Origin of the sequence: Armatimonas sp. (assembly GCF_043760365.1) — a bacterium.
Classification (GTDB): domain Bacteria; phylum Armatimonadota; class Armatimonadia; order Armatimonadales; family Armatimonadaceae; genus Armatimonas.
Genome location: NZ_JAYUPA010000089.1, coordinates 1 through 20,039 on the forward strand (window position 1 = coordinate 1; position 20,039 = coordinate 20,039).

Consider the following 20,039-nt stretch of genomic DNA (forward strand, 5'->3'; position numbering starts at 1 on the left):
GGGGGTTGCCGTGAGCTGCACGGCGTTGTCCGGCGCAAGCGGCCCGATCTCCAGCGCGACACAGACCTCAGGCCGGGTGTTTCCCAAAAGCCAGAGCGCCCCATGCCCGCCCAGCTCCTCGGCAGCCGTCGCGGCAAATAAAACCTCTCCCCGGCTCACTCGTTCCTCGTTGCCGACCCTCTCCGGCTTCGCGAAGAGGGTTTCAATTACCTTGAGCCAGGCGACTAAGTCCGCGCGGTCATCGAGGAAGTAGCTGCCGATCTTATCGTCCATGGGCCAGAGCGTGCGGCGGCAGCGGGCCATGACGACGCGTGAACCGACGGGGATGTCTTGAACTTTACCGAGGATAATCCGCGCATCGGCCCAGGTAAGTGGCTGTCCGGCGCGACTCCGCTCGATGGCAGTGGCGGGATGGCTGGTGTGAATAGAGCCGAAGGAAAGAACCCCAGCAATCGGCTCGCCACCCTCCAGCGGGAGAATCTCCACGGGACCCTCGCCCCACTTCCATGGGTGCGTCCCACCCAGTGGCACGACACCTAGCGAGCCATCGTGTCGCATTCCGGCAATCAGAAGCGCAATCTCATCCAAGTGCGCCGTAACAATGACTTTGGGAGTCTCGGAGCCACAGAGTAGGTTGCCTCTTGCATCCACATGCCAGGGTAAATTGAGGGCATCGAGCTGCTTGCCCAGATACTCTCGCACGGTGTCTTCTTGACCCGGTGGGCCGGGAAGTGCAACGAGATCGGCGAGAAGTTCAATCGTGGTTTTCATGTTGGCTAGCCCCGCGTAATTGCTTCATCGAGGTTCATCACAGTGCTGCACACAGTCGCCCAGGCTGCTAGCTCAATGGGATCGAAGGACGTATCGGTGGGAGACTCACCAACCCGGAGCAGCTTAGCGGCGCTCTCCGGGCTCTTCCGAAATGCCGTCGTCTGGCGGTTCACTACCGTGAGTAGAAGAGAGAGCTCCGCAGTACTGGGTTCTCGGGCGAGCAGGAGCCGGTAGAGATAGGCGAGGCGCTGGGGAGCCGACGGTAGGGCGTCGCGCAGGACATGCTCCGCGAGCTTGCGGGATGCCTCGATGTAGGTCGGATCGTTCATTAAAATCAGCGCCTGGAGGGGGGTGTTGGTGGCGCTGCGCCGGACGATACAAAACTCGCGCTCGGGAGCATCGAAGGTCTGTAAGCTCGGCGGCGGAACTGTGCGTTTCCAGAAGGTGTACATCGAGCGACGGTAGAGTTTCTCGCCGTGGTCTTGCTCGTAGGTTTGGGCGGAGAAGTCTCCTTTGAAGCTCATCTCCTCCCAGAGTCCTGGCGGCTGGTAGGGCTTAACACTCGGCCCGCCCACTTTTGAGACCAGCAGGCCACTCACTGCGAGGGCCTGATCGCGCACCAGCTCCGCAGGCAAACGCAGGCGGGGGGCGCGGGCGAGCAGTCTATTTTCGGGGTCGCGGTGTAGCAAGGCGGCGGAGGCGACAGAGGTCTGTTTGTAGGTGGCGCTGGTGACGATGCGGCGCACCAGCTTTTTCACATCCCAGCCGGACTCTCTAAACTCCACCGCGAGCCTGTCGAGCAGCTCCGGGTGACTGGGCGCTTCGCCTTGGACACCAAAATTCTCGCTTGTCTTGACCAGTCCCAGGCCGAAAAATTGCTGCCAGAGCCGGTTCACCGCGACACGCGCCGTCAGGGGGTTCTGCGGGGAGACAAGCCACTTGGCTAGATCGAGGCGCGACCCGGCAGTGTTGCCAAACAATGTGGGGATGCCCGCCTCCACGCGCTCTTTGGGCTTGTTGTACTCGCCGCGCTCCAGTAAGAATGTCGGGCGTTGCTCCGTGCGCTCCTGCATGACCATTGTCGTAGGGATCTCTTTTTCGAGCGCGTCTTTCTCCCGCGCTGCTTGGTTTTTCTCGTCAAAGAATGCCCGGTACTGCGGGTCACGGGTGCGCAGGGCGTAGCGTGTGAGGGTGCGCTGCTGCTCGGGGGTGCGTTTTTCGGCGGTCTGTTCGAGCACGGGCCGGAGGGGGTCGGTCTCGGCCAGAAGCGAAACCTCAGTGGGCGGAACCACGCGCGCGTAGATCCGGATGTCATCCAGTTTACCCTTAAAACCCGTTGCCTGATCGCGTCCCCCAAGGCGCAAAGGCTTGTTGACCTTGATCGTGTTTTTCAGCGAGTCCGCGCCCGACGTCAGCTCCGTGGACTTGCCATTGACATAGATTTTTACGCCGCCTAGCTTCCCCGTACCATCGTAGGTAACAAAGACATGGCTCCATCGGCCCATGGGCAGGCGCTCTTTGCTATCGGCGCGCAGGGCATCATCGGGCCAGTGACTAATAAGGTGCGCCATCGGCTGACCATCAGCGAGATACAGATCCCAGCCACGTACTCCCAGTCCATTGTCCATACGTGAGAACAGCGCCTGACTCCCGCCCTCGGGCCAGACCCAGCAACCATAGGAGAACGGCTGATCGCGCTCAAACTCCCCAAGTCCTGGATAGTCTTTTGCCTGGCTTCCGTTCAGTGCCAGCGCACCGCTGACAATCCCCACTTGTTCTTTTGGAAAGCTCAGATGCGCGGCGAGGCCCGGGGCAAGCTGTGTGTCCCAGTCGCTGGTAAGCAGCTCGGGAATCGCGACAGAGCCAGCTTCTTTTGCAGCGATCTTGCTGTCAAGCTCGGCTTGCCTTGTGTCTAGTGCTGTGAGCCGTGCTTCTTGCTCGGGGTAGGGGGCGCGTAGAAACGGTTTCGCGTTGCCCTTGGTCCCGTCGAGGCCCACCTCATCATTATTATTAAAGTAGGCAAAGAGCTTGTAGTAGTCGCGCTGCGTCAGTGGATCGTACTTGTGGTCGTGGCACTGGGCACAGCGCATCGTGAGGCCTAAAAACGCCGTCGCTGTGGTATCCACTCGATCGGCGACATAGGCTGTGAGATACTCCTCGGGGATGGCACCGCCCTCAAAGTTGATCGGGTGGTTGCGATTAAAGCCCGTGGCGATCTTCTGATCTCGGGTGGCATTGGGGAGCAGATCCCCGGCGAGCTGCTCGGTCACGAACTGGTCGTAGGGCTTGTTTTGATTAAACGCCGCGATTACCCAGTCGCGCCATCTATACATGTCGCGGTGGGAGTCAATGTGGTAGCCGTGCGTGTCGGCATAGCGTGCCAGATCCAGCCACCCCAGTGCCATCCGCTCGCCGTAGGCGGGGCTCGCCAGCAATCTGTCTACCACGCGCTCGTAGGCACGAGGGGCACTGTCATCAAGAAAGGCCTTGACCTCGACAGGTGTTGGCGGCAGGCCCGTCAGATCGAGTGAGACACGGCGGATGAGCGTGCGTTTATCGGCCTCGGGTGAGAGCGTGAGCTTCTCCTGGGTGAGCCGCGCCCGGATAAAACTATCTATGCCTTTCTCTGTCTCTCCTGTTGGCCGCCGTCGGACAGGAGGGGTAAAGGCCCAGTGTTTTTCGTAGGTGGCGCCCTCGCCGATCCAGCGCTGGAGAAGCTGTTTCTGCGCCCCCGTGAGCGCCTTATGGCTCGTCACCGGCGGCATTGCCAGGGGACTGCTCGTGGGTTTTGTAATGCGTTGAACCAGTGCACTGGCGAGAATGTCGCCCGGGACTACCGCCGAGCTGGGCTGATCTAGGCGTAGCCCTGCTTTTCGCTGCTTCTCATCGGGGCCATGGCAGGCAAAGCAGCTCTCTGAGAGAATCCGTCGGGCGCTTCGAGCGAGAGTGACTCCGTCGTCGCGTGAAAAAAGCTGGGGAGGGGGCGCAGCGACGCTGAGTGTCGCGAGGCCGAGGGCGGAGACAAGGGCAAAAACGCGGCGATGCATGCCACTATTCTACCTGAGTTCGGCTCTCGGCCAGAGCTACAGTCGGCTATTCTAGCCCTTTTTCGTGCCGGGCTTGGCTGCAGGCTTGCCCGCAGCGGCAGGAGCCCCTGGGCCGCCCGCTCCACCAGGACCACCTGCGCCGCCACGGAAGCGATCCATCATTTGTTTGCGCGCTTCCTCCAGCTTCTTTTTTTGCTCCGGAGTCAGAAGGCCATTGATCTGCTCGGTGTGCTTCTTGCGAAGGGCTACCGATTCCTCGCGCTGCTTGTCGGTGAGGGTCTTGAGCTTGGTCTTTTGTGCTTCGGTGAGGCCGAGCTGATCGAACATCCGCATGCCACCGCCACCTTGGCGTCCACCACCGCCGCCTGGACCACCGCCGCCGCCTGGGCGTCCACCGCCACCTGCGGGGGGCTGAGCAAAGGCAACGGCACCGATGGCTAGGATTGCCAGGAGGGTTAGAGCTGTTGTTTTCATATTGAGTTCCATTTCTTATTCTTTGTCATACAGGACAATTATTAAAATTATACGAGACAATTATGAAAAATTTCTGACGACGGAAAAAATTAGGCGCTTCCCTAAGTATTGCCGACACGGTACACCAAGGGACGCTCCCCGACGGGAGTTCGGCTATAATAATTCATGCGCACTTCTTTTTTCTTAGCCGCAGCCCTCGTGTGCGCGGCACCCACGTTCGCCCAGACAAAGGTATTTACCTTCGACGAGGCTCTCGGGCGGTCAGGAGTCAGCTTGTCACCCGTGCCACAGGCATCGGTAAGCTGGGCCAGCGGGACCGTCTACAAGCTCACCAAAGAGGGTATCGAGCGCTTTATAGATGCTCGAACGGGCAAAGATGTCCCACAGCCCAAAGACAGTGAAACCGTGCGAGTACCGTCGGCGGCGACGGGTGCGCGGCGGGTGCGCCGAGGGGGCGGAAGCAGCCTGACCAGCCCCGACGGGCGCTACACTGCCTATGTCAAGAACAACAATCTCTATGTGAAAGACAGTCAGGGCGGCGACGATAAACAGCTTACTAAAGACGGCTCAGGAACCATTCTCAATGGGATTCTCGACTGGGTCTACGATGAGGAAGTCTATGGTCGGGGCGGTCGTTACGCGATTCGCTGGAGCCCGGATAATAAGCACCTTGCCTTTCTCAGGCTCGATGAGTCCGGTGTGAAGAAGTACCGGATGCAAGACCATACCAAACGTCAGCAGGAGGCGACGGAGGACTGGGACTACCCGCTGCCCGGTGACCCCAACCCAACCGCGAAGCTAGGCGTTGTTTCTGTTGAGGGAGGGGACCCGGTCTTCGTGGATACCCGCCCTTTTGTACCCGAGGACTTGTTGATTGTTCGCTTTAACTTCACTCCAGACGGCAAGCGCCTCTACTACCAGCTTCAGAATCGAATACAGAGCCAGCTTGAGCTTCGGAGCGCCGATGCCATCACCGGCAACGACTCCCGAACCCTGATCACGGAGAAGAGTGCCCAGTGGGTGGATGTCACTGAGGACCCGACGTGGCTTGCCGATGGGACGTTTCTTTGGACGAGTGACCGCGACGGTTTCCGGCACCTCTACCGCTACAAAGTGGATGGGACACTGGTTGCCCAAGTCACCAAAGGACTCTACGATTTGAAAGGCGTCACCCGGCTTGATGAAGAGAAAGGTCTAGTCTACTTCAACGGCAACGGGGTGGATGTTTCTGGAAGCCATCTCTACCGTGCGTCACTAGACGGTAAGAGCGCCCCCCTGTGCCTGACACAGGGCATGGGCACCCACCAGGTCGCGTTTTCGCCCACCGAGGAGTTTTATCTGGACACCTACTCCACTGCGGAAAACCCCGGAATGATTCGGCTCTGCGATGGCAAGACCGGCGCAGTGCTCAAGACCGTCGCGAAGTACGATCCGCCGCGCTCTGGAGCGCAGTATCGGCTAGGGGAAGGCAAGTTTGTCACAATTAAAGCGCGCGATGGCTACGTGCTGGAGGGGACTCTACTGTTGCCGCCGGGCTACGATCCTAAGAAGCGCTATCCGGTCTACATGCCCGTCTACGCCGGGCCGAGTGCTCCCACTGCGCGCAACAGCTACAGCAGTGTTAATGGAAGTGTTCGGGATCAGTTTCTGGCGCAGAACGGGATCATTGTGTTCAAGTGCGACAACCGCACCGCCAACCCGCGTGGGGCCGAAGCGCAGAAGTGTAGCTACAAGCAGCTCGGGGTGCGCGAGCTCCAGGATATCGAGGATGCGCTCAAGTATCTGATAGACCAGGGCTACGCCGACAAAGACCGTATCTCCATGGAGGGCTGGAGCTACGGTGGTTTCATGACGGCCTACGCTCTGACCCACTCGAAGATGTTCAAGTGCGGGATCGCGGGGGCACCACCCACAGACTGGGCGTTTTATGACACGATCTACACCGAGCGCTACATGTCTACGCCGCAGCTCAACCCGGAGGGCTACAAAGCCGCTTCGTGCCTGGAAGGTGCGGAGAACTGTCACGGCAAGCTGCTCCTCGTGCACGGCATGATGGATGACAATGTTCACTTACAGAACTCTGTACAGCTGGTCTATCGTCTTCAAAAAGCTGGGAAAGATTTCGAGATGATGTTCTACCCCGCCCCGACCAGCCGCCATGGCATTGGGGATCCACAGCAGCGCCAGCACTCCACGCGGCTCATGCTGGGCTTCCTCTTAAGAAATTTGTAAGTCAATCAAAAAGAAAAGACAGACTAACGAGTCTCTCAGAGGGGAGGCTCGCTAGTTGTTTTTAGGCGGCTTTTTTCTTTGGAGCACGCGCGCGTAGAGGGCTTCGCTTTTTCGCGCGGAGATCTCCACAGTGTAGTTCTGGAGCGCGTGCTCTTTTCCTGCCGCCCCAAGACGTCCCGCAAGCTCTGGATCCCCCAATAAGCGCAACAAACTCGCCGTCAACGCTTCTACATCTCCGAGGGGCACCAAGAGGCCCGTTTGCTCGTGCGTGACGATCTCGCGAGCCCCGCCGCCGTCAGTCGCGATCACTGGGACACCCGCAACCATGCCCTCAACAATGACCTGCCCGAAGGGCTCCGGGAGGGTGCTAGCATGGACCAGGATATCCAGATTGCGTAGCTGCGACGGGATGTCTGACTGGAATCCACAGAACGTGACATGCTCCTGGATCCCCAGCTCGCCGACTAGCAATTGGAGCGTATCGAGCTGCGAATCTTCCCCGAAAAGTGGTGCGCCAACCACCCGGAAATGGGCTTTATGACCGCTCCTGAGCACCTGAGCCGCTGCACGGAGGAAGATATCCTGGCCTTTCCACGACGCAATTCTTCCCACAATTCCTATCTGAGGAAGGGAATGATGGATACGGGGTTCCTGGCAACGCTGGATATACTCTTGGGTCATCCCGCTCGCAATGACTTCCGTAAGGGCAGTCGGGGGGAGATGAAGGGTCTCTAGCGTACTTTGTGAGTTGGCAACCACGCACGTGGGCAGGCGGCGTGCGAGAATACGAAAAAGACGAACGGCTGCTATTGGGAGATAGCTTTCTTCAATCCTGTCACGGACGTGCCATATTAAAGGTATTCGTGCAAGTTTGCTTGCTAATGCACCGTATAAGTTTGACTTAAGCGAGTTTGTATAGATAATATCAACATTATTATTCTGAGCGAATCGTGCAATTTGCTGAGCATACAGCCAGAGCGGTAGGCCATGTTTCGCGCGCTGGAGCCAGCCACGAAAGCCCATGGTATCTTTACGAATGGTGCGAATGTGCGAGAGCAGCGGGAAGACATGTGTCTCAATTCCCTGACTGCGGAGTGTCTTGGCTAGAGGTCCTTCTTCCCCAAGAATCACCAGCGGTACCACTTGGTTTGGGTCTAGAGTTGCCAGGAGCCGCGAGAGAGCCATTTCTCCTCCGCTCATCTGAGCGGTGTGATCCAAATAGAGAACTCTAAAGGCGAAGTGTTCAAGTGGTGAGAGATTTTTCACGATTCAACCCTACCCCAGCACTTTTTCCAGCAGGGCACGGTTAGGATTTGTCCAGCTCCAAAGCCGCTGTACCCCTTCCTTAGGCGCAACTTTAGGACTCCAGCCAAGCTCCGTTCGAACCCGTGTACAGTCTGCGACAAAGACTTTCTGGTCACCCGGGCGCCAGTCCGCCTGGGCGGGGCAGATCGGGTGCCCTGCGAGCTCCTCAAGAAACGCCAGAAGCTCTCGGAGCGACATGGTGTTTGCTAGGCCGCCGCCTGCATTATAGACTTTGCCCGCCGCGATATCAATTTTCTCAATGGCAGCTTGATAAAGATCAATCAGGTCATCAACCCAGAGCACATCACGTACTTGCTTGCCATCGCCATAGAGAGTAATTGGCTTGCCTAGGATTGTTGCGATCGTAAACCAAGCGACCCAGCCCTGGTCTTCAATGCCAAACTGATGTGTCCCGTAGATACAGCTCTGACGGAAAACCACCGTTTTTAAGCCATAGATACGGGCGTAGTCACGGACGTACTGATCTCCTGCACCCTTAGAGCACCCGTAAGGCGAGTGGAAGTCCAGAGGAGTCTCTTCAACCATGCCCTCCGGGATGTCGCGATACGCATACCGACCATCTCTTTCGACAATAACGACCTGCTCCATGCCGCCATAGACTTTATTGGTGGATGAATAGAGAAAAGTGGCTCCGGGGCAGTGTTGCCGCGTTGCTTCCAGGAGGTTGAAAGTCCCGAGCGCATTGGCTTCAAAGTCCATACGCGGGTTGGTCACCGAGGTCGTTACAGCGACCTGACCCGCAAGATGAATCACGACATTGGCATCCTCGTGGGCGGCGAAGATCCGGAGAATATCATTTATATTGCGAATATCACCAAACGCAAACGTAAAATCTCCCGGGAGCTGGCGCAGCTCCTCCAGATTCTCTGCATTGCCGCGCCGCGAGAGGTTGTCTATTCCAATCACCGTCGCACCCTGCGCTAAAAAACGGCGTGCAGCGTGTCCACCGATAAACCCCGCGACCCCTGTAATAATTACCTTCATAGTGCAACCTTCTCGTAAACCGTTTGTGTCTGTCTGCCACAGCGCTCCCAGGTGAAGCGTGCTGCCTGCTCGACCGCCCGCTGACGCAATACGTTCAGCCGGACGGGATCTTGCAAAAGGGAGTTGACAGCCTCAGCTAGGGCGGCATGCTCGTGTGGCCCCACCGTTACCCCGGCATCCCCAACCACTTCAGGCAACGAGGCGACGTTACTGGTGACTGCGGGCGTGCCACAAGCCATTGCTTCCAGAGGCGGCCAGCCAAATCCTTCCCAGATAGAGGGAAAGACAAACAAATCAGCGGCCCGGTAGTGGGCAGCGAGGCGCTGGTCATCGTAGATTCTCCCCGCCTGAACCAGTCGGTCTCGAACGCCAAGGCTGTCCACAAGAGCCTCTTCATCGTCGAAAAAAGGCGATCCGACACGCAGAAGCCAGACATCTTTATCCAGCGCCTTGAGCAGTTTCACCAAGGCTGTGTTGTTTTTGTAGCGTCCGGTTGTCCCGACATGCATCAGCACTTTAGCCTCGGCAGGAATCTTGTAGTGCGCCAGCAAGGCTGCCCGCTCGTCAGCCCGGCTGATTCCCGTGGGCGGAGCTGCCGTGAAGTTTGGATTGACCCCGTAGTACACCACATGGATCCGTTCCTCAGGCACACGCGTGTGCTCAAGGAGATTAGCCTTGGTGGACTCTGAAATGGCGATCACTGCCCGCGCCTGCTCCAGCCGCTGGACAATTTTAAAAATGGCTCGTTTTTCGTTTGGAGTGACGGGAATATCAATTTTTCCGCGGCTGGCAAGTAATGGGATAATGTCATGGCAGGTGATAATGGTTTTTTGTGCGACGAGAGAACGCATAATATGGGCATGGCTGTGATCCAGAATGTGAAATAAATCACCCTGGGCTTTGCGCGCTTTGAGGGGATAGCTAACCAGCCGCCCCAACCGCTCTGCATTCTTGCTACCGAGTTTCCCAGGAACCAGCTTCGCTACCAGTTCGATATGATGACAGGTAAGAGACTCATATTCCCAACCAGGGAGATTTAAATTGAGGAGGGATTGTGTCAGCTCTTGCGCATAGCGTTTCATGCTAACCGAGTGGTATTCCACGAGATTGGGGACCAGTATGGCTTTCAAAGCAGGCACAGCATACCAGACAATCCGAAGGAGGGCAAGCCAGACAGCATGCGATAAAGTGAAGGAATGACCCGACTTTCTGAGATGAAGCTCAATGCGCATATCCACCTTCCTCCCAATTTCTCCGCCTTTGTGAGTGTCTCCCAGGCCATTGAGCTTGCTTCCGAGCAAGGCCTCTCTGTGCTGGGGGGCAGTAACTACTACGACTGGAGTGTCTACGCGGAGTTCGCTGCGCTTGCTAAGGCAAAGGGGATTTTCCCTCTCTTTGGCCTAGAGATTATCTGCCTGGTGCCAGAGCTGCAAGCCGCAGGAATCAAGATCAACGATCCGGGAAATCCGGGCAAGTTCTATCTGTGTGGTAAGGGAATCACGGAGTTTTCGACGCTTTCTGCTGAGGCAACGGCACTGCTTGCCGTCATTCGGCACAACGACTCGGAGCGTATGGCAAAGGTGGTGGAGAAACTCAGTGCACTTCTGAGCGTCCCACTCACCGCGGAGACAATTCAGCAAGCCATCGCACAGCGCCACGGTTGCCCGGTGGCGACGGTTTATTTGCAGGAGCGCCATGTGGCGCAAGCCTTTGAGGCCGCGCTGGAAGGCCGCCCCGGTGCGCTGGATCAGAATGCGATTCGCTCCCAGTGGATGAAGGCGGGGAAGCCGGGCTATATCCCCGAGACTTTTGTCGGGTTTGACCACGCGTATCAGCTGATCCTTGCACTGGGAGGGATTCCCTGCTACCCCACCCTAATTGACGGTTCCAACCCGATCTGTCCATTCGAGGCCGACGCAAACACGCTGATCGCCTCGCTGAAGGAACGTGGGATCTGGGCTGCTGAACTGATTCCGACACGCAACACTCCCGAGGTTCTCGCCCACTATGTCAAGGCGCTCCGTGCCGCTGGAATTATTGTGACTGCGGGCACGGAGCACAACACCCCCGAGCTTGCGCCCCTCGTGCCCACTTGCATCGGTGGCCAGGCGATCCCCGACGAGGTTCAGGCGCTCTTTACGGAAGGTGCTCTCGTTGTGATTGCCCATCAAGACCGACGCTCCCGTGGAGAAGCGGGGTACGTGGACGCCGCCGGCCAGCTCTGCCCCGGCTTCGCGAGCAACGACGAGCGCATCGCGGACTTTGCCGCGTGGGGGCTTTCTGCCCTGGCGAAAAAAAGTCATTGACAAACGTGAGGACTTGTGTAAACTTATGTTTGTTATTGGCGATAGATAGTCGTCAGAGGAGGAAAAGACTATGTCTAGAGTGATTCATTTTGAGCTCCCGGCCCAGAACCCGGAGCGTGCGATTGCGTTTTATAGCCAGGCGTTTGGCTGGAAGTTCCATAAGTGGGATGGCCCGATGGACTACTGGCTCGTGCAGACGGGCGAGAAAGAGGCCGAGGGAATCAATGGCGGATTAATGGCTCATGACCCGCAGTTTCCCATGGCCCCGATCAACGTCATTGATATTACGGACATTGACGAGGCGATTGAGAAAATCAAGGCAGCAGGTGGGACGATCACGATGGAGAAGCATCAGATCCCTGGAGTCGGCTGGCTTGCGTACTTCTCCGACACCGAGGGGATTATCTCTGGGATCATGCAGCCCATCAAAGGTGGGGAGTAGGAAAAGATGCTTGAAACGTACCTGAGCAGCCTGGAGTTGGCGTATTTCGAGGTGACAGAAGCGTTTAAAGGGCTGGCGGATGAGAACGTCTGGAAACGGCCTGCGGAGGGGATTCTCTCGGTGGGTGAGCTGGCGGGGCATATCGCCTACGCGGAGGCGAACCGGTTTGCAGGTGAGGGCAAGGTGAGTAGCCCACTGATTGACTCACAGTTCCGGTACTACCCCGCGACGCTTGCGATGACTCCTTCAGACGCGCATCTCGCCCTGACGGCGCAGCAGGTTGGTGCAGAGCTAGCGCGGGTGCATCAGGAAGCGGTTGCCCATCTTAAGGCACGGAACCTCGACTTGGACAGTGCTTCCCCAAACGGGTCACCAGGGAACACCTATGGTGAGGTGTTGCAGTACATGGTGTTTCATGTTGGTTATCACATTGGGCAGATGTACACAGTGCGGCATCTCCTGGGAGAGCAGACGCCCGATAACTGAGGTTTCCTCCTCCTCGCCAAGTGGCGAGGAGGGGGTCACATCTGGCCGAGCTGGACGAGTTTGCCGGTGCTGTCGCCGATGGATTCGGGGCGGACACCGGCGCGGTCTAGCAGTGTCATGTATAAATTTGCAACCGGCGTTTCTTGTGCGTAGGCGATGTGGCGACCCGGCTTCACACTGCCGCCGCCGCCGCCAGCAACGAGCAGTGGCAGGTTTTCATGCGTGTGGCGGTTTCCATCACTTATGCCGCTGCCATAGACGATGAGGGAGTTGTCCAGTAGGTTGCCCTCGCCGTCTTGAGTGGCCTTGAGTTTTCCTAAGTAGCGTGCAAAGAGCTCAGTATGAAGCGTGTTGATTTGTGCGACTTTCTCAATGAACTGTGGGTTGTTGCGGTGGTGGGTTAGTGGGTGATGACTGTCGGCGATATTGATCTCCGGGTAGGTTCGCATGCTGCCCTCGCGCCCGATCATCATGGTCGAGACACGGGTGGAGTCCGTCTTGAAGGCCGCCACTTGGAGATCGAACATCAGCGTGACATACTCAGCAAAGGCCACGGGAATGCCAGCGGGTTTTTCGATTCCAGGCGCGGCGACGTGGTTATCTCGCTCGGCACTCTGAATGCGAACCTCGATCTCACGAACCGACGTGAGATACTCGTCCATCTTGCGCCGATCCGCTTGTCCCAGCGTGCCAACCAGACTCTGCGTATCCTCACGCACCATGTCCAGGATACTCTTGCGGTAGTTTGCGCGCCGTGCCCGCGTCGCGGGGTCGAGGCGGAAGTCCTCGGTGCCGAAGAGACGCTCAAAGACGGCACGTGGGTTTACTTCGGGGGGCATCGGTGTCGTGGGGCTGCGCCAGGAGATACTATTGGTGTAGGCGCAGCTATAGCCCGAGTCGCAGTTGCCCACAGTGCGCGAGTCCTCACAGCCCAGCTCCAGCGATGCGAAGCGTGTCTGAGAGGCAAATGTGCGCGCGGCGATCTGATCCGCCGAGATGCCCCCTAAAATATCCGCGCCGCTTGTTTTTTTGCAGTGAACACCCGTCAGAAACGAGGCCCCCGCCCGGGCGTGGTCGCCTGCACCATCGCCCAGCTCGTTGCCGTTGTGGTCGGCAAGCCCGGAGATTACCATGAGCTCGTTTCTAAAGGCTTCCAGTGGCTTGAGGATCCGCGTGATCTCAAAGGCGCTCCCGATCCCTTTGGGTGTCCAGTCGCTCATGATAATGCCGTTGGGTACGTAGCAAAAGACGAGGCGAATCGGTGCTTTCCGTGTACGGCGCGGCGACGCAAGCGCGGGCGTCATGGCGTCTAAAAGAGGCAGTGCAATGGCGGCACCCGCACCGCGTAGCAGCATTCGCCGCGATACGTGATTGCCTGAAATATACATTACTTTGATCCTTTACTTTGCCGCATCTGAAACGGCTTGCTGGTGACAATGGCCTGCACCAGGCTGGAGAAACGATAGTTCTTAGCGGCGCTGCTTTTCGTGATCGCACTCACGGCGGCGCGGTCGTAGCGCTCCAGGCCACGTCCCAGTGCATAGGTAAGCAGCTTAGTGGCGAAACACTGTGCAAATTCACCGCTGTCTGTTTTAAGAATTGTTCTGAGGCCGTCGGCACCTTGGAAAGTCCGTCCATCCGGCAGTGAGCCCGACGAATCAATGGCAACTGTCCCATCGTTCTTTCGAAAAGCCCCAATGGCGTCGAAGTTCTCTAGACCAAAGCCGAGCGGGTCCATACGGGCATGGCAGGAAGCGCAGGTCGGGTTCTTCCGGTGCTCCTCAAGCTGCTGCCGGAGCGATGTTGCGGAGCCCACGGCAGAGACATCCAGATTCGGCACACCTGGTGGGGGAGCGGGCGGTGGCGCGTTGAGAATGTTTTCAAGAATCCACTTGCCCCGCAGCACGGGCGAGGTTCGATTCGGATACGACGTCACCGTGAGCACGCTTGCGTGTGTTAGAATCCCTCCACGGGCGGTTCCTGTGAGATCTACCTTGCGAAACGTAGGGCCAACGACAGTGATGCCGGGGATTTTATAGAAGCTCGCAAGGCGCTCATTCAGGAACGTGTACTTTCCCAGTAGGAGCGTCAGAATGCTCTGATCCTCTTTGACAATACTATCAAAAAATAGCTCGGTCTCCTGACGCATAGAAAGACGCAAGTACTCGTCGAACTCTGGGAAGCGGCTTCGGTCGGGCTTGACGGACTCCAGCGCTCGGAACTGAAGCCACTGCCCAGCGAAGTTCTCAGCAAGCGCGTGCGATTTTGGCGACGCGAGCATCCGCTGAACTTGCGCCTCTAAGACCCCCGGCTTGCGGAGGGTTTGGCTATCCGCACAAGCCCGTAGTGCGTCATCGGGCGTGCTGCTCCAGAGAAAATACGAAAGACGGCTCGCGAGCTCGTGCTGAGTGAGAAGCTGCGGCGTGTTTGGTTTTGCGAGGGGCTGGTCACGCTCGATACGAAACAGAAAGTGCGGGGAAACTAAGATTCCCTGAACCGCCAAACCGATCCCTTCCTCATAGGAATCGCCGTTTTTTTGCGCCAGACCAACCAGATGGGAGAGACGGGCGATCTCTTGTGGTGTCACGGGACGACGAAACGCACGACGCGCTAAATTGCCTACGATCTTTGGCGTGCAGGCGGGCGCGTGGCCGCCCTGTAGGTGGCCACAAACAAAAATCTTGCGCAGGCTCGCCGCTGAGGGGCCTTGGGTTTGCGCGTACGGGCCACCGATCTCTACCGCGCTGACACGAGCATCATTGGCGGGCACTTTCTCTTTTTTACGCTCCTCAAAGCGCTTTCGGAACTCCTCGGCCCGCTCCGGGGGAAAGCCGGGGGGGAGCTTGAACTCCCGTGGAACTACTTTTCGCTTTGAGGGGCTGGGGCCGCTAAACTCGGGGGGCAGTCCCTCGTACATTCGCTCGATAGTGGCCGCGACCCAGTGATCGCCCGCTTTTACTTTGACGCGGCACTCCAATGTCCTACCCGAGAGATCCTGGCGATCAAAGGAAAACCCCGACGCTCCTTCGGCATCTATCGTGAGTGTCTGCACTTTCTTGCCATCTATCCAAAGTCCAAACGGGAGCGGCTCGGAGCCCAATGGACGGGTGCCATTCAGACCAAAACGAAAGACATACTCACCGTCCACGGGGAATCGGTGGGTGGTGTGCAGTGAGTTGGGGACGTTGAGGCCAGTGACATCGTAGCTTGCGGGGATGGTGGGACCGACAACGATATTCCGACCCGATGCCTCGTGCCGCGCCAGCGCAGGCTGGAGCAATTCCGGTCCAAAAAGCGCGACGCGGGCTATTTTCTCCGAGGCCGCGACGTACTTTTCCATCTGCGACGACGAGAGCGAGAGGACATCGCCGATATTATCGAAGCCGTAGCCAGAGTCATCTTGCGCAAACTCATCGGCGGGACGGAAGCTTACGCCCAGCAGCTCTTGAACGGTGTTGTTGTACTCCGCGCGGTTCAGACGGTGCGCGGTGACACTGCCGGGCGTGGGAGGAGCCGCTCGGTCTACGCGCTCCAGCTCCGCCTCGATCTGCCGAAGAAGCGCACGACTCTCGGCCTGAGAGGGTTTAGGCGAGCCTTGGGGCGGCATCTCACCAGTCTTGACCTTGCTCAGGACACTCTCCCATTCCTCTCGGGAGCGCGTCGCGGAGCCCCCACGTTTTAGCGAGAGCAGATCCAGGCCACCTGCTTTAGTCTTCGTGTCATGGCACGCGACACAGTTTTTCGCAAAATACGGCCAGAGCGCCTGCTCAAAGACGATCCCTCTTTTTGCGGGGATTGTCTGGTGCCCCGAAGTCGGTACGACGGCCAGCCCAAGCAAAAGAGCCAGACTGAGCGGCGGTAAAAAAATAAGTGAACGATGCATAAAATTCCCTCACCCTAAGGGATAAACCGGTCTATTATTGAAGGCTATTGTACACGTTTATGGTACGATCAGCGAGGATTTATGAGATGACGCTTGACGAACTTGAGGATCGCCTCTCGGAGCCCCCTCCGGCGGTGATCACGGCGCTGGATGCTCTCGATGGTAATCTGATGATTTTAGGCGCGGCAGGCAAGATGGGGCCGACCCTGGCACGGATGGCAAAACGTGCCATGGGCAAGTCGCGCCGGGTGATCGCCGTGAGTCGCTTCTCTGATCCAACAACCCGCGCCTGGCTGGAGCTTGCTGGGGTCGAGACTATCGCGGCGGACTTACTGGATGTGGACGCGCTGATGGCGCTTCCCGATGTCCAAAATATCGTCTTCATGGCCGGGATGAAATTCGGAGCCACAGGCAACGAGCCTCTGACCTGGGCGATGAACAGCTTTCTGCCGGGATTGGTCTGCCAGCGCTTCACCACGAGCCGCATCGCCGCATTCTCCACCGGCAATGTCTACCCGCTCACGCCGCTGCACCAAGGTGGCAGTGTCGAGACCGACGCACCGGGACCTATCGGAGAGTACGCACAGAGCTGCCTGGGCCGTGAGCGCATCTTCCAGTATTTTGCGGAGAGCTACGACACGCCCGTTTCCATTCTACGTCTCAACTACGCGGTCGAGCTGCGCTATGGCGTACTGTGTGATATTGCGCGGAAAGTCTGGGAAGACGCGCCGATCTCCGTGTCAATGGCTGCCGTCAATGTAGTGTGGCAAGGTGATGCCAACGCGTGGGCGCTCCAGAGCCTCGCCTACGCCTCGTCGCCCGCGAGTATCTTCAACCTCGCCGGCCCCGAGCAGCTCTCCGTGCGAAGAATCGCAGAACAGCTTGGGAAGTTGCTTGGAAAAGAGCCAATTTTTGAGAGAGAGGAAGCGCCGCACGCTCTGCTCTCCAACGGTCAGAAAGCGCATCGAGCGTTTGGCTACCCGGCCGTCGGCGTGGAGCAAGTCCTAGAGTGGACGGCGCAGTGGATCAAAAACGGCGGCCCGACGCTCGGTAAGCCCACGAAGTTCGAGGTGCGCGATGGAAAGTTCTAAAACCTCTCCCCCAACCCCTCCCCCGGGCAGTCGTTCCTCCTTGGGGAAGGGGCTTCTAGAGCCGTTAGCCCCTTTCCCAGCGAAGAATGAGCGCTCGGGAGAGGGGTTGGGGAGAGGTCTTGCCATTCCTGCGCAACCGCTCGCGCTCACCGCAAATCGCAAGCTGGATGAGCGGCGGCAGCGGGCGCTCACACGTTATTATCTGGCAGCGGGCGTGGGCGGGCTCGCAGTCGGCGTTCACACGACCCAGTTTGCCATCCGTGACCCGGAAATTGCGTTGTTCGAGCCGGTTCTAAGCCTCACCAAAGAGGAAATGGATCGAGCGGGGCGCGAGGTATTCCGCATCGGCGGTGTCTGTGGTGAGACCAGGCATGCCGTTGCCGAGGCTACACTCCTGCGCTCCCTGGGTTACGATGCGGGCTTGCTCTCGCTGGCCGCACTGAAAACTGCCGACGACGAGACGCTGCTTACCCACTGCCGTGCCGTCGGCGAGGTCATTCCACTGATCGGGTTTTACTTGCAGCCCGCCGTCGGAGGGCGCGTCTTGCCCTACGCCTTCTGGCGACGGTTCTTTGAGATCGAGAGCGTGGTCGCCGTCAAGATCGCACCCTTTAACCGCTATCAGACCCTGGATGTGATTCGTGCGCTCGCCGAAACGGGCCGAGAAGACATCGCGCTCTACACCGGAAACGACGATGCGATTGTTGCTGACCTGGTGACGACCTACTTTGGCCGCCGCATCGTCGGGGGCCTGCTCGGGCACTGGGCCTGCTGGACGAAGAGCGCTGTGGAGCTTCTCCAAACCTGCCAAGCCGTCACCGATACCGTCCCTGCCGAATTGCTCGCCACAGGAGTCGCTGTTACCGACATGAACGCCGCGATCTTCGACACCGCCAATAATTTTCGTGGCTGCATCGCCGGAATTCACTACGTCTTGCAGCAGCAAGGCTTGCTTGAAGGCATCTGGTGCCTCGACGAAAGCGAGACGCTCTCGCAGGGTCAGCGTGAGGAAATCGAGCGCGTGCGAGCCGCCTACCCGCACCTCGTCCAGCCCGACGATAACTTCATTGCTGAGCACTTAGATGACTGGTTGCGATAAAATCGAACCATGGCAATGGAAGAGATTATCGCACGGGGTAAGGCAATCTACGAGCGCCACCTTAGGTCGCGTCTGGCAATCCCAGAAAACATAGGGAAACTCCTGATGATAGATGTAGACTCTGGGGACTACGAGCTAGGTGAAGACGGTAATGACGTCGAGCTTTTTAGGAGTCTTCGCCTTCGCCACCCAAATGCTCGGGTTTTCAGCCTCAAAGTTGGCTTCCGCACAGCTGATGCAGTTGGCACGTCCCTTCAACTTGAGCGGGAACAAGCCGCGTGATTGTGGGAAGCTATCTCCCAGATCGTAGTGAGATCACGGTTGATCTAGAGATACTGGCTACATCTGGTGACCGAATTCCAGTGACAACCATACTCGATACAGGATTTACTGGTTTTCTCATGCTCAGTAAAGAGCAGATTAAAGACATTGGAGCGACTCCCGTAGACCTGCGTGAGATGGAGCTTGCCGATGGGACGGTACGTCCGGTAGCCCGCTACGAAGTAACCGTCCTCTGGGACGGACGCCCCAAAACTGTCTTTGCCTTGGTCAATGAAGCCACGAAGCCCCTTCTTGGAATGAAACTTCTCCACAGATCACTTGTAACTTTGGAACTCGTTTCAGGTGGCTCCATCACCATCGAGCGAGCATAATTGCGGAACATCTTGATGGCTGGCCACGGTAGAAGAATTATGACCCCCCCACGAGTCTGCGAGGCTTGTCTGGAAAGAAGCCGAGAACTGGGGCAACTCCTTTACCTTGCGTGCCGAGGTCGCAAAGTACCAAAAGGTGATGAAGAGCGATGCTGGAGGTAGCGAACGATGACAGTAGAGGAAGCGCGACAACTACGTGAGGTGGCGGGCCAGGCGACGGAGTGGCCGGAAAATATCAACCCGCCGCTCTCGCGGCTGGCACTGATGCGGATCGTGGGGACGGAGTGCGAGGAGCAGCAAATTCAGGTGGCGGCCTGGGACTCCGCACTTCTGGGGAATTTTGATGATTCGTCGGTTCTTGAAGATGTCGTGGAGGGTGTGGCGGAGCTTCTACAGATCAACCTGGTAGTGGATAGGATACCCAATCGGTTTGATCACTTAGTTACCCTGGTTGAGGAAGAGTTTCTGACGCAGTGGCGCGGGCTGGTTGGGATGAATGTCACCGACGCGCAGCTTGTCGATATGATGGGCCGGGCGCTAGGCAAGCCGCTTAAAGGCGACGAAGCCATTGCGGAGCTGATCCCTGAGGCGCAGCTCGCGGGTTTCTGGCAAAAGCTCCCCGAGCCGTGGAGGAGCTTGTGGCCCTCGGTGACGATGAAGACCGTTTGGTGGCCACTGTCGGAGCGAACGTGGGGCGCACTGGGGGGATTTTCGGTGCTCACCTACCTGCTCTGGAAAAACGTGGAGGTTAGTGTCGGCTCGCGGCTGATTCTGAGCGCTATTGCCCTCTGGCTCTGCTGGACATTTGTGGTAGAGCAGCCCATCAAACCCGTCTGGCCAAAAGCACTGGTGACCGTGCAAGATGTGGTGCGTGCCATGCTCGGTGAGCTTCGGGAGCAGCTCACGCACTGGGAGATGCTGGAGCGCGACTGGGGAGTTGAGGTACACTCTCTGACGTGAACGCAACTCTTGAGAGCGCCTTTGCCTTTGCACAGGCTCAGGTCAAAAACCTTATCGCCGCCTACCCCGCCGATTACTACCCGATGTACACCGTGCATGGCAAGTTCGGCCAGGACACCAAGCGCTGGACGCACTGGTGCGACGGTTTCTATCCAGGGATGATGTTTCTCTTCGCCGAGGCCACGGGCGAGAGCTTCTGGCTCGACGAAGCTGTCAAGCGCAGCACGCCGTTGGAGCCGCGCCAGTACGACCGCGCCGTCCATGATTTAGGATTTCTCTTCTTCT

Annotated in this window: 17 protein-coding genes and 1 pseudogene; 10 read left to right on the top strand and 8 right to left on the bottom strand. The window is 58.0% G+C overall.

Features of this window, described 5'->3' with window-relative positions; translation table 11 throughout:
* From ACH2EH_RS02195 to ACH2EH_RS02205, 3 genes are all read right to left on the bottom strand, one after another.
* Window positions 1–771 (bottom strand): hypothetical protein (locus ACH2EH_RS02195; protein ID WP_395138441.1); only part of this gene is annotated, 771 nt, incomplete at its 3' end.
* A 5-nt stretch (window positions 772–776) separates the two neighbouring features.
* Window positions 777–3,818, bottom strand: coding sequence for a DUF1553 domain-containing protein (locus tag ACH2EH_RS02200; protein ID WP_395138443.1), 3,042 nt, complete (start codon window positions 3,816–3,818; stop codon window positions 777–779).
* A gap of 51 nt (window positions 3,819–3,869) precedes the next feature.
* Window positions 3,870–4,292, bottom strand: a complete 423-nt coding sequence (locus ACH2EH_RS02205) for a Spy/CpxP family protein refolding chaperone (RefSeq protein WP_395138445.1) — start codon at window positions 4,290–4,292, stop codon at window positions 3,870–3,872.
* Window positions 4,293–4,457: 165 nt separating this feature from the next.
* On the opposite strand from ACH2EH_RS02205, the gene ACH2EH_RS02210 reads away from it, so the two are divergent.
* Window positions 4,458–6,524 carry a S9 family peptidase gene (locus ACH2EH_RS02210; RefSeq protein ID WP_395138448.1) on the top strand — a complete coding sequence of 689 codons (2,067 nt, stop codon included), beginning with the start codon at window positions 4,458–4,460 and terminating at the stop codon, window positions 6,522–6,524.
* A gap of 51 nt (window positions 6,525–6,575) precedes the next feature.
* Here ACH2EH_RS02210 and ACH2EH_RS02215 read toward each other — a convergent pair whose 3' ends face one another.
* From ACH2EH_RS02215 to ACH2EH_RS02225, 3 genes are read right to left on the bottom strand one after another with little or no spacing between them, the layout of a single operon-like run.
* Complete coding sequence (locus tag ACH2EH_RS02215; RefSeq protein WP_395138450.1) at window positions 6,576–7,790, bottom strand: glycosyltransferase family 4 protein; 1,215 nt, start codon at window positions 7,788–7,790, stop codon at window positions 6,576–6,578.
* A 9-nt stretch (window positions 7,791–7,799) separates the two neighbouring features.
* Window positions 7,800–8,834: a GDP-mannose 4,6-dehydratase gene (locus ACH2EH_RS02220; RefSeq protein ID WP_395138454.1), complete on the bottom strand. Its 1,035-nt coding sequence runs from the start codon at window positions 8,832–8,834 to the stop codon at window positions 7,800–7,802.
* Window positions 8,831–9,916 (bottom strand): glycosyltransferase family 4 protein, encoded by a 1,086-nt coding sequence (locus ACH2EH_RS02225; protein ID WP_395138457.1) that lies wholly within the window; start codon window positions 9,914–9,916, stop codon window positions 8,831–8,833. The genes ACH2EH_RS02220 and ACH2EH_RS02225 overlap by 4 nt, the downstream gene beginning before the upstream one ends.
* Before the next feature lie 114 nt (window positions 9,917–10,030).
* On the opposite strand from ACH2EH_RS02225, the gene ACH2EH_RS02230 reads away from it, so the two are divergent.
* The 3 genes from ACH2EH_RS02230 to ACH2EH_RS02240 all read left to right on the top strand — a co-directional run bounded on the left by ACH2EH_RS02230 (window position 10,031) and on the right by ACH2EH_RS02240 (window position 12,068).
* Complete coding sequence (locus ACH2EH_RS02230) at window positions 10,031–11,140, top strand: hypothetical protein (RefSeq protein WP_395138459.1); 1,110 nt, start codon at window positions 10,031–10,033, stop codon at window positions 11,138–11,140.
* A gap of 70 nt (window positions 11,141–11,210) precedes the next feature.
* Window positions 11,211–11,582, top strand: coding sequence for a VOC family protein (locus ACH2EH_RS02235; protein ID WP_395138461.1), 372 nt, complete (start codon window positions 11,211–11,213; stop codon window positions 11,580–11,582).
* Between the two features lie 6 nt (window positions 11,583–11,588).
* Entirely contained in the window at window positions 11,589–12,068 is a 480-nt protein-coding gene (locus tag ACH2EH_RS02240; protein WP_395138464.1) for a DinB family protein, read from the top strand.
* A 35-nt stretch (window positions 12,069–12,103) separates the two neighbouring features.
* Here ACH2EH_RS02240 and ACH2EH_RS02245 read toward each other — a convergent pair whose 3' ends face one another.
* Together ACH2EH_RS02245 and ACH2EH_RS02250 are read right to left on the bottom strand one after the other, a co-directional pair.
* Window positions 12,104–13,423 (bottom strand): DUF1552 domain-containing protein, encoded by a 1,320-nt coding sequence (locus ACH2EH_RS02245; RefSeq protein WP_395138467.1) that lies wholly within the window; start codon window positions 13,421–13,423, stop codon window positions 12,104–12,106.
* 32 nt (window positions 13,424–13,455) lie between these two features.
* Window positions 13,456–15,951, bottom strand: coding sequence for a DUF1592 domain-containing protein (locus ACH2EH_RS02250; RefSeq protein ID WP_395138469.1), 2,496 nt, complete (start codon window positions 15,949–15,951; stop codon window positions 13,456–13,458).
* 86 nt (window positions 15,952–16,037) lie between these two features.
* On the opposite strand from ACH2EH_RS02250, the gene ACH2EH_RS02255 reads away from it, so the two are divergent.
* The 6 genes and pseudogenes from ACH2EH_RS02255 to ACH2EH_RS02280 form a co-directional block, all read left to right on the top strand.
* Window positions 16,038–17,042 carry an NAD-dependent epimerase/dehydratase family protein gene (locus ACH2EH_RS02255; RefSeq protein WP_395138472.1) on the top strand — a complete coding sequence of 335 codons (1,005 nt, stop codon included), beginning with the start codon at window positions 16,038–16,040 and terminating at the stop codon, window positions 17,040–17,042.
* A gap of 106 nt (window positions 17,043–17,148) precedes the next feature.
* Window positions 17,149–18,141, top strand: a complete 993-nt coding sequence (locus ACH2EH_RS02260; RefSeq protein ID WP_395138475.1) for a dihydrodipicolinate synthase family protein — start codon at window positions 17,149–17,151, stop codon at window positions 18,139–18,141.
* Between the two features lie 9 nt (window positions 18,142–18,150).
* Window positions 18,151–18,423, top strand: a complete 273-nt coding sequence (locus ACH2EH_RS02265; protein WP_395138478.1) for a hypothetical protein — start codon at window positions 18,151–18,153, stop codon at window positions 18,421–18,423.
* A complete protein-coding gene (locus ACH2EH_RS02270; protein WP_395138480.1) occupies window positions 18,420–18,794 on the top strand; it encodes a hypothetical protein in 375 nt (124 codons plus the stop codon). Before ACH2EH_RS02265 ends, ACH2EH_RS02270 begins: the two co-directional genes overlap by 4 nt.
* Window positions 18,795–18,962: 168 nt before the next feature.
* On the top strand, window positions 18,963–19,754 hold the full coding sequence (locus ACH2EH_RS02275) for a hypothetical protein (RefSeq protein WP_395138483.1): 792 nt from the start codon (window positions 18,963–18,965) through the stop codon (window positions 19,752–19,754).
* Window positions 19,751–20,039, top strand: a pseudogene (locus ACH2EH_RS02280) (glucuronyl hydrolase); the annotation flags it as partial. The gene ACH2EH_RS02275 and the pseudogene ACH2EH_RS02280, both read left to right, overlap by 4 nt.

What these genes read in the sequence shown, in the direction of transcription:
- ACH2EH_RS02200 (WP_395138443.1), bottom strand. Translation starts at nt 3,818, where the DNA reads ATGCATCGCCGCGTTTTTGCCCTTGTCTCCGCCCTCGGCCTCGCGACA.
- ACH2EH_RS02205 (WP_395138445.1), bottom strand. Translation starts at nt 4,292, where the DNA reads ATGAAAACAACAGCTCTAACCCTCCTGGCAATCCTAGCCATCGGTGCC.
- ACH2EH_RS02210 (WP_395138448.1), top strand. Translation starts at nt 4,458, where the DNA reads ATGCGCACTTCTTTTTTCTTAGCCGCAGCCCTCGTGTGCGCGGCACCC.
- ACH2EH_RS02220 (WP_395138454.1), bottom strand. Translation starts at nt 8,834, where the DNA reads ATGAAGGTAATTATTACAGGGGTCGCGGGGTTTATCGGTGGACACGCT.
- ACH2EH_RS02225 (WP_395138457.1), bottom strand. Translation starts at nt 9,916, where the DNA reads ATGAAACGCTATGCGCAAGAGCTGACACAATCCCTCCTCAATTTAAAT.
- ACH2EH_RS02230 (WP_395138459.1), top strand. Translation starts at nt 10,031, where the DNA reads ATGACCCGACTTTCTGAGATGAAGCTCAATGCGCATATCCACCTTCCT.
- ACH2EH_RS02235 (WP_395138461.1), top strand. Translation starts at nt 11,211, where the DNA reads ATGTCTAGAGTGATTCATTTTGAGCTCCCGGCCCAGAACCCGGAGCGT.
- ACH2EH_RS02240 (WP_395138464.1), top strand. Translation starts at nt 11,589, where the DNA reads ATGCTTGAAACGTACCTGAGCAGCCTGGAGTTGGCGTATTTCGAGGTG.
- ACH2EH_RS02245 (WP_395138467.1), bottom strand. Translation starts at nt 13,423, where the DNA reads ATGCTGCTACGCGGTGCGGGTGCCGCCATTGCACTGCCTCTTTTAGAC.
- ACH2EH_RS02250 (WP_395138469.1), bottom strand. Translation starts at nt 15,951, where the DNA reads ATGCATCGTTCACTTATTTTTTTACCGCCGCTCAGTCTGGCTCTTTTG.
- ACH2EH_RS02255 (WP_395138472.1), top strand. Translation starts at nt 16,038, where the DNA reads ATGACGCTTGACGAACTTGAGGATCGCCTCTCGGAGCCCCCTCCGGCG.
- ACH2EH_RS02265 (WP_395138478.1), top strand. Translation starts at nt 18,151, where the DNA reads ATGGCAATGGAAGAGATTATCGCACGGGGTAAGGCAATCTACGAGCGC.
- ACH2EH_RS02275 (WP_395138483.1), top strand. Translation starts at nt 18,963, where the DNA reads ATGACAGTAGAGGAAGCGCGACAACTACGTGAGGTGGCGGGCCAGGCG.